The organism is Nocardia sp. CA-084685 (assembly GCF_050955785.1).
GTDB lineage: Bacteria > Actinomycetota > Actinomycetes > Mycobacteriales > Mycobacteriaceae > Nocardia.
On sequence record NZ_CP192094.1, the window covers coordinates 7,989,682 to 8,003,092 of the forward strand.

14 protein-coding genes are annotated in these 13,411 nt (G+C 65.6%); 10 read left to right on the plus strand and 4 right to left on the minus strand.

Going from position 1 to position 13,411, the window contains the following annotated elements:
• Positions 1–387: 387 nt before the first annotated feature.
• The 4 genes from ACQP2U_RS35630 to ACQP2U_RS35645 all read left to right on the plus strand — a co-directional run bounded on the left by ACQP2U_RS35630 (position 388) and on the right by ACQP2U_RS35645 (position 5,354).
• Positions 388–591 (plus strand): hypothetical protein, encoded by a 204-nt coding sequence (locus ACQP2U_RS35630; protein ID WP_433711537.1) that lies wholly within the window; start codon positions 388–390, stop codon positions 589–591.
• Between the two features lie 82 nt (positions 592–673).
• Complete coding sequence (locus ACQP2U_RS35635) at positions 674–2,749, plus strand: protein kinase domain-containing protein (RefSeq protein ID WP_433711538.1); 2,076 nt, start codon at positions 674–676, stop codon at positions 2,747–2,749.
• A 693-nt stretch (positions 2,750–3,442) separates the two neighbouring features.
• Positions 3,443–4,861: a pentapeptide repeat-containing protein gene (locus ACQP2U_RS35640; protein ID WP_433711539.1), complete on the plus strand. Its 1,419-nt coding sequence runs from the start codon at positions 3,443–3,445 to the stop codon at positions 4,859–4,861.
• Positions 4,862–4,964: 103 nt separating this feature from the next.
• Positions 4,965–5,354, plus strand: coding sequence for a VOC family protein (locus ACQP2U_RS35645; RefSeq protein ID WP_433711540.1), 390 nt, complete (start codon positions 4,965–4,967; stop codon positions 5,352–5,354).
• Between the two features lie 24 nt (positions 5,355–5,378).
• Here ACQP2U_RS35645 and ACQP2U_RS35650 read toward each other — a convergent pair whose 3' ends face one another.
• The gene (locus ACQP2U_RS35650; RefSeq protein WP_433711541.1) at positions 5,379–6,104 is read right to left on the minus strand and encodes an SDR family NAD(P)-dependent oxidoreductase; all 726 of its coding nucleotides are present in this window, start codon (positions 6,102–6,104) and stop codon (positions 5,379–5,381) included.
• 102 nt (positions 6,105–6,206) lie between these two features.
• Here ACQP2U_RS35650 and ACQP2U_RS35655 point away from each other — a divergent pair, with 102 nt between their 5' ends.
• Both ACQP2U_RS35655 and ACQP2U_RS35660 read left to right on the plus strand, forming a co-directional pair.
• Positions 6,207–7,046 (plus strand): LysR family transcriptional regulator, encoded by an 840-nt coding sequence (locus ACQP2U_RS35655; RefSeq protein ID WP_433711543.1) that lies wholly within the window; start codon positions 6,207–6,209, stop codon positions 7,044–7,046.
• Between the two features lie 399 nt (positions 7,047–7,445).
• A complete protein-coding gene (locus ACQP2U_RS35660) occupies positions 7,446–8,285 on the plus strand; it encodes an alpha/beta fold hydrolase (protein WP_433716692.1) in 840 nt (279 codons plus the stop codon).
• Between the two features lie 91 nt (positions 8,286–8,376).
• Here the strand turns inward: ACQP2U_RS35660 and ychF are convergent, their stop codons facing one another.
• A complete protein-coding gene (gene ychF / locus ACQP2U_RS35665; RefSeq protein WP_433711545.1) occupies positions 8,377–9,456 on the minus strand; it encodes a redox-regulated ATPase YchF in 1,080 nt (359 codons plus the stop codon).
• Between the two features lie 67 nt (positions 9,457–9,523).
• Between ychF and ACQP2U_RS35670 the strand changes: the two genes are divergently transcribed.
• Positions 9,524–9,751 carry a hypothetical protein gene (locus tag ACQP2U_RS35670; protein ID WP_433711547.1) on the plus strand — a complete coding sequence of 76 codons (228 nt, stop codon included), beginning with the start codon at positions 9,524–9,526 and terminating at the stop codon, positions 9,749–9,751.
• A 5-nt stretch (positions 9,752–9,756) separates the two neighbouring features.
• On the opposite strand, the gene ACQP2U_RS35675 is transcribed toward ACQP2U_RS35670, so the two are convergent.
• Both ACQP2U_RS35675 and ACQP2U_RS35680 read right to left on the minus strand, forming a co-directional pair.
• On the minus strand, positions 9,757–10,680 hold the full coding sequence (locus tag ACQP2U_RS35675) for a quinone oxidoreductase family protein (RefSeq protein WP_433711548.1): 924 nt from the start codon (positions 10,678–10,680) through the stop codon (positions 9,757–9,759).
• Between the two features lie 114 nt (positions 10,681–10,794).
• Positions 10,795–11,373 (minus strand): TetR/AcrR family transcriptional regulator, encoded by a 579-nt coding sequence (locus ACQP2U_RS35680; protein ID WP_433711550.1) that lies wholly within the window; start codon positions 11,371–11,373, stop codon positions 10,795–10,797.
• A 78-nt stretch (positions 11,374–11,451) separates the two neighbouring features.
• On the opposite strand from ACQP2U_RS35680, the gene ACQP2U_RS35685 reads away from it, so the two are divergent.
• The 3 genes from ACQP2U_RS35685 to ACQP2U_RS35695 are packed head-to-tail and all read left to right on the plus strand — an operon-like array spanning position 11,452 to position 13,399.
• Positions 11,452–12,084 carry an NAD(P)-dependent oxidoreductase gene (locus ACQP2U_RS35685; protein ID WP_433711551.1) on the plus strand — a complete coding sequence of 211 codons (633 nt, stop codon included), beginning with the start codon at positions 11,452–11,454 and terminating at the stop codon, positions 12,082–12,084.
• Positions 12,085–12,126: 42 nt separating this feature from the next.
• Positions 12,127–12,963 (plus strand): helix-turn-helix domain-containing protein, encoded by an 837-nt coding sequence (locus ACQP2U_RS35690; RefSeq protein WP_433711552.1) that lies wholly within the window; start codon positions 12,127–12,129, stop codon positions 12,961–12,963.
• Between the two features lie 10 nt (positions 12,964–12,973).
• On the plus strand, positions 12,974–13,399 hold the full coding sequence (locus ACQP2U_RS35695; protein ID WP_433711553.1) for a VOC family protein: 426 nt from the start codon (positions 12,974–12,976) through the stop codon (positions 13,397–13,399).
• The last annotated feature ends 12 nt before the right edge of the window (positions 13,400–13,411 follow it).

The window sequence follows — 13,411 nt, forward strand, 5'->3', positions numbered from 1 at the left end:
CAGCGGGCAACGCCAGACGAACGGACCCCTGCGGGCGGGGGCACGGGTTCGCGCACGGCGGCAGGTACAGGCACGGGCGCAGACCAGCGCGAAGTAGCGGATAGGAGCACGGCCGCAGGCGGGAACGCGACCACAGGCGCGAGCACGACCGCAGACCAACGCGCGGCCGCGGACCAACGCGGGACCGCAGACGGGAGCGCGACCCCAGACCAGCGCACAGCGGCAGACCAGCGCACAGCCGCAGGGGCGAGCACGAGCGCAGACCAACGCACAGCCGCAGGCGGGAGCGCTGCCTCAGGATCGCAGGAGATCGGAGATCAGCCGCTCTTCGGTGCTGCCGATGTCGAGCGCCTGCGCACCGCATGGCGGCAGGTGCAGGGCAGTTTCGTGGACAGCCCGCACGACGCGGTGACAAAGGCCGACGAGCTCGTCATGGCGACGGTTCAGCAGTTGTCCGCGACACTCGCCGAGCGCAAGCAGTCGCTGGAACGGCTGTGGTCGCGCGAGGAGGATGGCGACACCGAAGATCTGCGACTGACGCTGCGCAGCTACCGCGCCTTCTTCGACCAGTTGGTCGGCAGCGGGAAGTAGCTGGACCGCCTCATCTTCAGCCCGAATGAGGCATGTGAAACACCGATGTCGCATAGGCGCGGCAATACCATAGGCTTGCGCCGTGATTTCCGAGCGTGCAGTGGTCGACGGGCGTTTCGAGTTGCTCGAGCCGCTCGGCAGCGGCGGTATGGGGACGGTGTGGCGTGCGTATGACCTCGCGCTGCACCGCGAGGTCGCGCTCAAAGAGGTACGGGCCGAGACTGATGGCGCGGGCTCGCCCGGCGTGCACCGCGAGCGGGTGCTCCGGGAGGCCAGGGCGCTGGCCAGGATCGGTCATCCGAATGTCGTCGCCATCCACCACATCGTGGATTCGCCCGAAGTCGCGCATCCGTGGATTGTCATGGAACTCGTTCGCGGACAGAGTCTCGCCGATCACCTGGCGGGTGGACCGATGCCGGCTTTGCAAGCGGCGCACCTCGGCCGTGGCATCCTCGCCGCCCTCCGCGCCGCACATCAAGTGGGCGTGCTGCACCGCGACATCAAACCCGCGAATGTGCTTCTGCGCCAAGATGGTTCACCGGTCCTGACCGATTTCGGTATCGCAGCGCTCAACGATATGACCGGATTGACCTCCACGGGGAGTGTCGTCGGCTCGTTGGATTATGTTGCGCCGGAACGACTCAGCGGCCAGGAGGGGCACACCGCCTCCGACCTGTGGTCGTTCGGTTTGCTGCTGTATTTCGCGGTGGAGGGGTTTCACCCCATGCGGCGGGAATCGACAGTTGCCACCCTTGCTGCCGTAATAAGAGGAGAGGTCCCGCCGCCGCAGCGGGCCGGGGTATTGACCGCGGTTTTGACGGCGCTGTTGGTGCCCGATCCGGATCGTCGGCCGAGTGCCGAGCAAGTGGATCTGATGCTTGCGCAGGCGGTTGGGTTCGGTGGCACTCCGGGTGTGTTCGGCGGGGTCGGTGTGGGAAGCGTCGGTGGACCGGAGGCAGGCAGCGGTCGAGGGGCGGTTGGTGGGCCGGACGCGAGCAGCGGTGCCGGCATTCTCGGTAAATCCGGCGCGGATAGCGGCCTACAGGGTTTCGGCGGACAGGATGGGTTCGGTACGCCAAGCGCGGCCGAGGCTCCGGGCGGATTCACCTCCCCGGGCACGGCCCATGGCCCCGGCTTCAGCACACCAGGCGCAGCGTATGGCCCCGGCGGCTTCAGCACCCCCAGCGCATTCGACTCCCCGGGTAATTCACGCGGCGGATTCGATACGCTGAGCGCGGCCAACACACTTGGTGGATTCAGCACACCAGCCGCGGGCAACGCACCGGCCACATACAGTGCACCTGGCGCGAGCAACACACCAGGCGCATACAGCACGCCGGGCGCGTTTAGCACACCCGACGCAGCCTATGCACCCGGCGGATTCAATTCGCGAGGCTCGGGAAATGCGCCCGGCGCCTTCAAAGGGGACGAGTTCCACGGCCCCGGCGGCAGTGCACCCGACACGACACCCGCCACCCACCCGTATGGCTCCACGAATCCCTCTGCGCGCAAACCACTCTCACTCGGGATCTTCGTCGGCGTCGCGGCCGCCGCCGTCATCGCTGCCATCGTCGCGACGATAGTGATAGTTGCCCTGCGCCCCGATTCGAACGGTAACCAGGCTGCCGGAAGTAATCCCACGACCAATGAGTTCCCCGCTACGAGCCGAGCCGCACTCCCGACATCCGGAGCACCCGTCAACGGCAAAACCGTCGACCTCCTGACCCCGACCGGCATCCGACAGGCCATAACGGCACTCGAAAAGGTCTCCGGCAGCGCAGAATTCAACGAAGCAACGTTCTATCCGACCTATGCCAACGTCGGTGCGCCGGTCAAAAACAAACCCGACCTCTACGACCTGTTCGTCTACCGCGACGGCACAGCCACCCGAAAGGGCGCGGGCGGCCCACTCTCGGACAAAGTCACCGTAAAACTGAGCGCTATCAACTGGGACATACTGCCCGACCTACTCCGCACCGCCGACGAAAGTCTCGGCATCCCCACCCCAACCCTGCGCTACGTAATCGTCGATCCAGCCTGGACCTTCAATAACGACCAACCAACAGTCATGGTCTACCTCACCGACGACTACGGCGGCGCCTATCTGGCCGCCAACACCGACGGCACCGTGGTAACCAAATACCCCAGAGGCCGCTGAGCCCACCGACTTCCCCCACCCAACTGGAATCAGGTGCAACAGCGAATTCAATAGCCTCAGATATTCGTGCCCGGAATAACACACCGCCCATCGGGCCCGATACTCCCGATGATCATCCCGTCCGACAAAGTACAAAAGCTGCCGATCTGAACGCACTCCCGATGCGTATTCATAACCATCTGATCCCCGCACGGCATCCCAGGATCATCCGGATCAGCCTGCGCACTCACCGGACCCAACGCCGCGGCCACCCCGGCAGCAGCAGTAGCAACAAATAGCGAAAAACGAAACATGATCAATCCTCCGAACCGATGACGGATCGCGCACACTCTACAATTCAGACCGTCCAATCCTCGACATTGCGCATCGAACAAATCCGTCCCCGACCAGCACAATCCTACTCTTCACCGCTACCCAATTGATCACATACGGACATCCTCCGCGCATATTCCACATATTCGCCTGTCCGATCGCATTCAGTCACATTAGCGCGGGGCTCGGTCGGTAAGCCCGGGCTACGTCTTCGAGGGCAGCCGCGGTTTGGTCGAGGGGACGGGTGCCGCGTTGGGCTCGGCACATGGCGATGGCGGCGACGATGAGATGGACCGAACGCCAAATCCCGGTCGTCGTACTCCAACCCCGCATCGCGTCCGACTGACGTCGTACCGCGCCGAAATCGGTCACAATCGAGCGATGCCAGGCAGGGTGAACGCTATCGGATCGGAAACGCGTAGGACAGCGGCCGCGCTGCGCGGACGAATGAGCAAGAGCTACAAGGCAATCAGCCATCGCATAGAGAGGCTCAGGCTGCTTCCGGTTGTATGCTTCGCGCTTGGCGCCGGTCTGGTCGTCGCCGTCGCGACCTACGGGTTCCTGCACCAGATCATGCCCGCCAGCCAAGAAAAAGCAGCACCCATCGATATTACCCGTGTCTCGTTGACCGTCGTCGCCGGAGTCGGTGGGGTCGTCGCTCTGGTGATCGCCTACCGTCGCCAGCGTGATATCGAGCAGAGCCGGTTTGTGGAACGCTTCGGCGCCGCGGCCGGCCAGCTCGGGGCGTCCGATGTCGCGGTTCGGATCGCGGGGGTATACGCGATGGCCGGTGCCGCCGACGAATCCGATGGATTGCGCCGCCAGCAATGCATCGACGTCCTTTGCGGCTACCTGCGCCTGCCCTACGATCCAGACCACGGCGGTAGCGCTCGCACCAAGCTTGTCACCACCATCCCACGCGCTGACGGCGGCGAAACCGAAGAGCACATCGAGTACCGTCAGAACGACCGGGAGGTCCGTCGAACCATTGTCCGCGTCATTGCCGACCATTTGCACTCCGAAGCCGAATACAGCTGGTCGACAAGCAATTTCGACTTTCGCACCGCGCACCTCGAGGAAGCCACCTTCAGCGCCGCAACGTTTTCCGGCAACACCTGGTTCGACAGGGCAACATTCGACGGCGCCGCCCACTTCGACAAGGCGACTTTCAATGGTCCCGCCGGGTTCGACGGCACAACGTTCAACGGTCCGGCGGCATTCGGCGGCGCAGCCTTCAACAGTCGTACCCGGTTCAGCGAGACCACCTTTAACAGCGGCGCCGAATTCCGACAAGTGATACTCAACGGCGACGCTCGGTTCTACCGCGCAATATTCAACGGCCACGCGGAGTTCCAAGAAGCGACGTTCAACGGCGCCGAATTCTATCGTGCTACGTTCGACGGCCACGCCTGGTTCCACCACGCGACCTTCAAGGGCGACACCATATTTCATGGAGCAAGGTTCTACGGTCGCGCCGAGTTCAACGCGGCGACATTCAACGGTGCCGCCGAGTTCCGCAAGGCGACATTCGACGGTCGCACCGCATTCCAAGACACGACGTTCAACGGCGACGCGCAGTTCGCCGAAGCGACGTTCAACGGCGGTGCCGAGTTCACAGGCGTGCGGTTCACCGGTCCGACCACCTTCTCGAATGCCGACTTCGGCTCCGAGCAGGTCGTTTTCGACCGCCCGGCACAGTGGGGCCCACCCGCACCGGCATTCGACTGGGCTCAGGATGTCGCGGTGAAGCCGGTGAATGTCGGGCCCCAGGACTGGCCACCCGCTACAGCGTCAGCATGATGGCGCAGTGTGTCGAGGACACTCGAGGCGGCACCCGGCCTCGTCACCCCGGCGACCAACGAACCGCCGTCCGAACCTTTCTTGCGCGCGTAGTGTCGCGTGCATGGCTTGCCGGATCACCGAACTCGTCCTCGACTGCGCCGACCCGCAACGGCTGGCGAACTTCTGGTGCGAAGTCCTCGGCTACGTCGAACTCGGCTGGGAGGGCGACGCTTTGGAGATCGGTCCACCCGGAACCGGCTTCGGCGGACCACAGCCCACCTTGGTGTTCATTCCCAGCACCGAGCCGAAGCGCGGGAAATTGCCGCTGCACCTCGACGTGAACCCCACCGACCGCGATCAGGACGCCGAACTGGAACGACTGCTCGCCGCCGGTGCGCGCAAGGTCGACATCGGCCAGAACACCACCGCATCGTGGCAAGTGCTGGCCGACCCGGAAGGGAACGAATTCTGCCTGCTCCGCCGCCAGGTCGAGGCGTTGGAAGGGCAATAGGAAAGCTGAAACGCTGTGAGTCTGTCACCAGGGCACTGTTCCAGCGTCGGAAAAGAATCCGCCGGTCGGTCCGTCGTCGGGCAAGGTGGCGAGGTGAATCGCGATCGCCGCGCCCTGTTGGGGGGTTCGGACGCCGCGGAAGCCGTTGAGGTCGGTGGCGGTGTAACCGGGGCAGCCGGCGTTGATCAGGATGTTGGTGTCGCCCAGTTCCTTGACGTATTGGACGGTGACTGCGTTCAGGAAGGTCTTCGATGCCGCGTATGCCGCGGAAATCGGGCCCGTGTCGGTGCCGGGGGTGGTCTGCAGCGTGAGAGAGCCGACGCTGCTGGACATGTTCACGATCCTCGGTGCTGCCGAACCGCGCAACATGGGCAGCATCGCGTTGGTGACACGAATGACCCCGATCACGTTGGTTTCCACGACAGCTCGCATGGTCGCGGGATCGACCAAGGTGGGTTCCTGTGGCATGCCGCCGGTGATCGCGGCGTTGTTGACCAGGACGTCGAGCCCTCCGGCGCGGTCGGCGATCAGATCGGCCGCGGCGGCCACGCTCGCGTCGTCGGTCACGTCGAGCGGAACGCCGAATGCATCGGTCCCAGCCGCGCGTAATTTCTCCACCGCCGTGTCGCGGCGTTGTTGATCCCGCGCGCCCACACCGATTCGCCAGCCGAGGGCGCCTAGACCCACCGCGATCTCGTATCCGATTCCCTTGTTCGCACCGGTCACCAGCGCGATCGTCTGTTCACTCATACCGTCGATCCTGGTTCGGTCTCGGGTGGTGCGTCCAACACCAGCTGGGTGGGCGCTCATACCGCACGGGTATTTGTGGCGGTGAGCGCCGGATACGATGACATGGTGGAGACTCGGGAGTTGCGATACTTCGTCGCCGTCGCCGAGGAGTTGCATTTCGGGCGAGCGGCACAGCGACTCGCCATGGCGCAACCACCGCTGTCACGGGCGATCCAACAGCTCGAGCGGCGGCTTGGCGTGGTTCTGCTGCACCGCACCACTCGCTCAATCGCCCTGACCGAGGCCGGGTCGGTGCTTTTGCGGGAGGCCCGCGCCGCGCTCGACGCGGTCGAAGCCGCGGAGCGCCGCACCCGCCGCGCCGCCGATCGGCCCGGTGTGGTGCTGGCCACGAAGGCCGGAGCGTCCAGCGAACTGCTATCGAAGCTGCTCGACGCCTACGCTGCCGAACCGGGCGCTGTCACCGTCGAGGTGCTGCTGTGCGGGCCCGGCGAGCAGGAGGGACTGCTGCGCGACGGCCGCGCCGACGTCGCCCTGCTCCACCGGCCCTTCGACACGACCGCCGGATTCGACACCGAGGATCTGCACACCGAACAGCAGGTCCTGGTCCTGCCCGCGGGCCACCCCCTCGCCTACCGGCCCCACATGTCGTTAGCCGAGGTCTCCGCCCTGACGGATCTGCCCCTGCCGCGCTGGCCCCGACGCGACGGGAGCTATCCCGACGGCCCTGGCCCGCAGGTTCGCGACCACACCCAACTGGCCCAACTCATCGCGCTCGGACGAACCTGCGCAGTCATGCCCGAGTCGGTCCGAACCCAGCTACGCGACGATCACGCGATCGTGCCGGTGCCGGACGCACCGGCGGTCACGACGGTCATCGCCTGGCCACCACACAGCAGATCCAAAGCCGTCGCCGACCTCGTCCGCACCGCTATGCGTCTCTAGCCGACACCGCTGCGGCACTGTGGTTCCTCGGCCGCCTTGTGCCGATTTGTGAGTGCGTTTCGCCACCCCACGCTGGGGAGAGTGGGCCCGCACGTCATGTACTGCGAGTTCTAGGCATCGGCAGCGGATAAGGCCGGTATCGTCCCGGACCGATTCTTTCGGCGGTCGACAAACCCTCATGCCGCATACCGCGCTGATCGAACGGGCCAGCCCGGGTGCGGCCGACAGCGAGACCGACTGCGCCCCAATACATCCTCTTCCGCCGAGTTCAAGGGCCGACTGCGGGAGTGTGGACATAATCCCGGCCGCACCGATGACTTTCGGGTGAATCTGCCGTCGATACCTCTGGGTATACCGACAGACAGGGGTCCAGGCATGACGAGACCGTTTCGATTGGGCATGACCTCGGTGCGGGCGAACGGTGTGGATCTGGGCATCGAGAGCTTCGGCCGCGAGGACGATCCGCTGGTCCTGCTGGCCGGCGGCACAACGATGTTGTTCTGGCCCGACGCACTGTGCGAGCGGCTCGCGTCGGGCGGGCGGCGCGTGGTCCGATACGACCTACGTGACTCCGGCGCGTCGACGACCCTCGACCCGGAGACCCCGGCCTACAACCTGCGGGATCTCGCCGCCGACGCGGCCGCGCTCGTCGAGGTACTCGGCGCCGGGACCGCCCATCTCGGTGGAGTCGGCGTCGGGGGGATGGTCGCTCAGGTCGCCGCGCTGGACCACCCGGACGCGTTCTCGGCACTGACCCTCGTCGGCACTCGGCCGGTGGCTCCAGGCCCGGTCGACGAGGACCTGCCCGACCACAACCCCGCGGTCATGGGCGCGTTGTTCTCCCGCCCGCTGCCGGACTGGACCGACCGGGACGCTGTCGCGGCATTCGCCGCCGAGGGCGCCGAGCCGATGGGCAACGATCCGGAGGACGCGCGGGCGACGGCAGCCCGAATCTGGGATCGGACACCGTCGAGCGATCCCGCGGTGCACCAGGCGAACCAGCTCGGAATGGTGTTCTCACGGATCGACTGCGCCCCGCGCTGGCGGGGCCGGCTCGGTGAGCTCGACGTGCCCACACTCGTGGTGCACGGTCGCGCCGACCCGTTCTTTCCGCTCGGCGACGGCGAGGCCCTCGCCGCCGAAATCCCAAGGGCGCGACTGCTCGTCCTCGACGACATGGGTACCGCTCTGCGCCACGCCGCGGCCGACCAGGTCGCTGCCGCCATGCTCGCCCTGTAACCGCCGGTTGGAAGGCATCCTGAGCCGGCGGAACGCTGCCTGCTCCGCCGCCAGGTCGAGGCATTGAAAAGGTAATAGGGAAGCTGAAACGCTAAACGTTGAAACGGAATTCGACTACATCGCCGTCGGCCATGACGTAGTCCTTGCCTTCCATGCGGACCTTGCCTGCGGCCTTGGCGGCGGCCATGGAGCCGGCGGTGATGAGGTCGTCGTAGGCGACTACTTCGGCCTTGATGAAGCCGCGCTCGAAGTCGGTGTGGATTACGCCGGCGGCCTTGGGGGCGGTGTCGCCTTGGTGGATTGTCCAGGCGCGGGCCTCTTTCGGACCGGCGGTGAGGTAGGTCTGCAGGCCAAGGGTGTGGAAGCCGGTGCGGGCCAAAGCGTGCAAGCCGGGTTCGGACTGGCCGATGGATTCGAGTAGTTCCAGGGCGGATTCGTCGTCGAGTTCCAGGAGTTCGGCTTCGACCTTGGCGTCGAGGAAGACCGAATCTGCCGGTGCGACAGCGGCTTTCAGTTCGGTGACCTTGGCCTCGTCGGTGAGCACCGACTCGTCGGCGTTGAAGACATAGAGGAACGGCTTGGTGGTGAGCAGCGAAAGTTCTTTCAGCAGTTCACCATCGAGTTGGGCGCGTGCGGAGTACAGCGTTTTGCCGCTATCGAGAACTTCCTGGGCCGCCTTGGCCGCGTCGAGCAGCGGCTTGCGGTCCTTTTTGACCTTGGCTTCCTTCTCCAGCCGCGGGATCGCCTTCTCCAGCGTCTGCATATCGGCGATGATCAGTTCGGTTTCGATGACCTCGATATCGGCGAGCGGGTCGACGCGCCCGTCGACGTGCACCACATCATTGTCGGCGAAGACTCGCACCACCTGGCAGATGGCATCGGCTTCGCGGATATTGGCGAGGAATTTGTTGCCGAGTCCGGCGCCCTCGGAGGCGCCCTTGACAATGCCCGCGATATCGACGAACGACACCGTGGCGGGCAGGATGCGCTGGGAGCCGAAGATCTCGGCCAGTTTGTCCAGTCGTGGGTCGGGCAGCGGAACCACCCCGACGTTCGGCTCGATGGTCGCGAACGGATAGTTCGCGGCCAGCACGTCGTTCTTGGTCAGCGCATTGAATAGCGTCGACTTTCCGACGTTGGGCAGGCCGACGATTCCGAGGGTGAGACTCACGAGAGAGAGAGTCTACGCGGCAAGAAGTAGAGCTTCGGCAGCGGCCGAGCGAGCCGACGCAGAGGCATTGTTCGAGCCGCTGCCGTTCGATACCCGCGTAGCGCGCCGTTATGGCCATGTCGTCGCGGCGGTGCTCGCAGCGGGGCGGAATCCGAAGCCGCGCCGGATCGATCTGATGATCGCCGCGATAGCGTCCGCGCATGGACTGGCGCTGTACACCGTCAACCCGGCGGACTTCGTAGGACTCGAGGATCTGGTGACGCTCTCGCCCGTGACGCACCCGGACGCACGGTAACTTCGTCAGGGAACCAGGATGACCTTGCCGAGGTTCGAGCGGTTCTCGATGACGGCGTGGGCCTCGGCGGCGTCTGCCAAGGGGAATTCCGCGTGGACGGCGGGGTGCAGGAGGCCGGAGGCGAAGTATTGCCAAAGTTCTTGGCGCCAGTGTTCGTAGAGGTCCGGGGAGTTACGCGCGATGCGGCCCATTTGGAAGCCGATGACCGATTTCGCGCCGACTAGCAGGTCGTAGGCCTGGATGGTGCCCCCGCCGGAGCTGTAGGCGACGAGTCGGCCGCCTGGGGCCACCGCCGCGATGGCCGGGGTGAGAAGGTCGCCCCCGACAGCGTCGAGGACGTAATCGACGGGTTCGCCCCATGATTCCTGGTCGTACGCGACGACTTCGTCGGCGCCGAGGCCGCGCAGGAAGTCGGTCTTGGCGAGGTCGGAGACCGCCGCCACCACTCGTGCGGCCCCGCGCACCCGCGCGAGTTGCAGGGCGAGATGCCCGACACCGCTGGCGGCGGCCGTGATCAGGGCCGACTCGTCCGGCTTGGCATGCGCGGCATCGAGCGCACCGAGTGCGACCAAACCGCTGCGGACCAGCGCGACCGCGTCGACGGCCGAGGCGCCGTCGGGAATCGGCGAGGCCATTGCGGCAGAGAGCAGCGCGTAGTCGGCATAACCGTGACCGAAGACCAGACCGGTCACACGGTAGCCGGGCATACACGTGGTCACACCCTCACCAACGGCGACCACCTCGCCCGCGACCTCGCCGCCCAGCGCGATCGGCTCACGCGGCTCACGCACCTTACGAACGACCGGCAGCGTGACACCAACCGCCTCGACCCGGACCAGCAGTTCCCCGGGGCCCGGCGTCGGCACCTCGACCGACACCACCTCGAGTACCTCTGGACCACCGCTGCGCTGGTATTGCACCCGCCGCATCACACCTCCAAAAATCCTTAGGAGAGGTAAAGGTAGCCCGGCGCTGCGACAACCCTCATCTACTTACCGCGCCGAGTGCGCAATCTCACCGCCGCGCCCGCAGGGTAAGCGGCGCTACGATCCGAGGCCACGTACGAGCGTCTGCGCCAGGTCCTCGGCAAGTTCGTCCGGGGCGGGGGTGGCATCCGGACCCTCCTCGTAGAAGCGCAGAAAGGCCTGGTGGAAGCAGGTGCCGTCGAGGAGTGCGGCTGCGGTGTCGACGTCGACTTCGGGGTCGACTCGGCCGAGTTGCTGTTCGGCACGCAGGTAAGCGGCGATCCCGGCGATGGCGTGGCCGGGGCCCGCGCCGTGCCGACGCATCGAATCGCGATGCGCCGCCATGCGTTTGGGTTGTGCGAGTAGTCCGCCGAGCAAGGGTAGGGACTGCTGATAGAAGGCCAGGGCCGCGCGGGCGAGTGCGGCGAGATTGGCTTCGACCGTGGCGGATCCCGGTTCGGGTCGGGTCGCGGCGGGGCCGGGCATACGGTGTTGGAGGACGTTCAGAATCAGGTCCTCTTTATCGCTGAAGTGCTTGTAGAGCGCGGCTTCGGAGTAGCCCGCCGCCTTCGCGATCTCCTTGGTGGTGGCCTCCACCACGCCGCGGTTGCGCATGATCTCCGCCGCGGCGTCGAGGATCTGGTCGCGCGTGCCCATGCGGCCTCCCGGTTGACAGGTTAGTAAGTACTCACCCATTCTAGGTTAGTAAATACTCACCAACCTGAAGGACTAACCATGCGACTCACGATCTTCGGAGCGACCGGCCGCACCGGCGGACATCTCGTGCGCCAGGCACTCACGGCCGGCCACGAGGTGACCGCGGTCGTCCGCGGCAAGCACGCCATGACAGATCATCCACAACTGCGCGTGATCACGGCCGACATCATGAATCCCGATGACATCGCTATGGCCGTCCGGGGCGCCGACGCGGTGCTCGACACCATCGGCTCACGGGACAAAGGCCCGACGACGGTCGCCACCGATGCGACACTCGCCATCACCAAGGCCATGGCATCGGTGGGTGCACGGCGGCTGATCCTGATCAGCAATAGCGCGAGAACCGCTGGACCGGGCGACGATTGGTTCACCCGCTTCGTGGTGAAGCCGCTCATTCTGCGTCCGCTGCTGCGGCACAGCCTCGACGATATGGCCGCGGCCGAACAGGCGACGCGCGATACCGAACTGGATTGGACGATCGTGCGAGCACCGCAGCTCACTGACCATCCAGCGAAGGGTTCCTACAAAACCGCGGTCGACCGCAACGTGACATTCGGCATCCGGATCAGCCGCGCGGACCTGGCCACCTGCCTTCTCGACCTGGCGGCGGATCCGCGGTCGATCCACCGCAATATCAACGTTGCCGGCTGACTCACCGCGCGCTAGCCGACCGCCGGCGTAGCGTTGGCGGGTATGCAGCCGACCACCGAAGTGGTGACGGCACGTCCGGCACCTGCGCTCGCGGCGTATATCGATGGGTACGTCGGATATCGACTGAGCGGGTTCGCGCCCGGGTTGCACCGGGGGCTGCCGTCACGGCATATGACGTTCATCGTGTCGATCGGGCCGAGTATCGACGTTGTGGCGCAGACGGATTCGCGGCAGTCGCCGCAGGATTACCGATGTGTGCTGAGCGGATTGCAGGCCAGTTCGGCGGTTATTTCGCACAATGGCTATCAGGAGGGCATCGGGATCGAGTTGACGCCGCTCGGGAGCCGGGCACTGTTCGGGATGCCCGCGAGTGCGCTGTGGAACACTTCGGTGGAATGTGCCGAGGTGGCGGGGCCGGTCGGCCGGCAGCTGTGGGAGCAGTTGCAGGAGCTGTCGTCCTGGCCGCAGCGATTCGCCGCCTGTGATCGGGTTTTGACCGCGCTGGCCTGCCACGATCGGCTGGTGATGCCCGAATTGACTTGGGCCTGGCGCACTGTGGTCGAATCCGATGGTGCGGCGCAGATCGGCCCGCTCGCCGAAGAGATCGGTTGGAGCCGCCAGCATCTGGCCCGACGCTTCGGTGCGGAGTTCGGGCTCGGTCCCAAACTCGCCGCTCGGATCGCCCGCTTCGAACGCGCCAGGCGGATGATCGGGCATACACCGTCCTATGTGACATTCGCGCAGGTGGCCGCGACCTGCGGATATTACGACCAGGCCCACCTCAACCGCGACTTCGCGGAATTGGCTGGTTGCAGCCCCACCGCATGGTTGGCCGAAGAGATTCCATCCGTCCAAGACCCGGAGGGGTCCGGCGAGTGAGGCTGGATCCATGACAACACCAACGGATTCACCCCAGACGACTACCCGCACCGCCGTATGGCCGTGTCTCAATTTCACCGATGCTCGCGCGGCGGTCGCCTTCCTGACCAGCGCATTCGGCTTCGAAGAAACAGCGCTCTACGCCAGGGAAGACGATCCGTCGTTCATCGAGCACGGTCAGCTGCGTTGGCCGCTCGGCGGTGGAATCATGTTCAGTTCCATCGGCAAGGGCGATAACCCGTTCTGCGACAGGGGACCGGGCACCGACTCGATCTACCTCGTCTGCGAGGAACCCGATGCGCTGCACGACCGTGCGGTCGCGGCGGGCGCGGAGGTGGTGCGCGGCTTGCGCGATGAGGACTACGGTTCGCGCGGCTTCACCGTCCGTGATCCGGAGGGCAACCTCTGGAGCTTCGGTACCTATTGGGGCGAGTAGTAGCGACGGCCG

Excerpts from the sequence above, each read along its gene's own strand:
- ACQP2U_RS35640 (WP_433711539.1), top strand. The coding sequence starts at position 3,443 with ATGCCAGGCAGGGTGAACGCTATCGGATCGGAAACGCGTAGGACAGCG.
- ACQP2U_RS35645 (WP_433711540.1), top strand. The coding sequence starts at position 4,965 with ATGGCTTGCCGGATCACCGAACTCGTCCTCGACTGCGCCGACCCGCAA.
- ACQP2U_RS35650 (WP_433711541.1), bottom strand. The coding sequence starts at position 6,104 with ATGAGTGAACAGACGATCGCGCTGGTGACCGGTGCGAACAAGGGAATC.
- ACQP2U_RS35655 (WP_433711543.1), top strand. The coding sequence starts at position 6,207 with ATGGTGGAGACTCGGGAGTTGCGATACTTCGTCGCCGTCGCCGAGGAG.
- ACQP2U_RS35660 (WP_433716692.1), top strand. The coding sequence starts at position 7,446 with ATGACCTCGGTGCGGGCGAACGGTGTGGATCTGGGCATCGAGAGCTTC.
- ACQP2U_RS35675 (WP_433711548.1), bottom strand. The coding sequence starts at position 10,680 with ATGCGGCGGGTGCAATACCAGCGCAGCGGTGGTCCAGAGGTACTCGAG.
- ACQP2U_RS35680 (WP_433711550.1), bottom strand. The coding sequence starts at position 11,373 with ATGGGCACGCGCGACCAGATCCTCGACGCCGCGGCGGAGATCATGCGC.
- ACQP2U_RS35685 (WP_433711551.1), top strand. The coding sequence starts at position 11,452 with ATGCGACTCACGATCTTCGGAGCGACCGGCCGCACCGGCGGACATCTC.
- ACQP2U_RS35690 (WP_433711552.1), top strand. The coding sequence starts at position 12,127 with ATGCAGCCGACCACCGAAGTGGTGACGGCACGTCCGGCACCTGCGCTC.
- ACQP2U_RS35695 (WP_433711553.1), top strand. The coding sequence starts at position 12,974 with ATGACAACACCAACGGATTCACCCCAGACGACTACCCGCACCGCCGTA.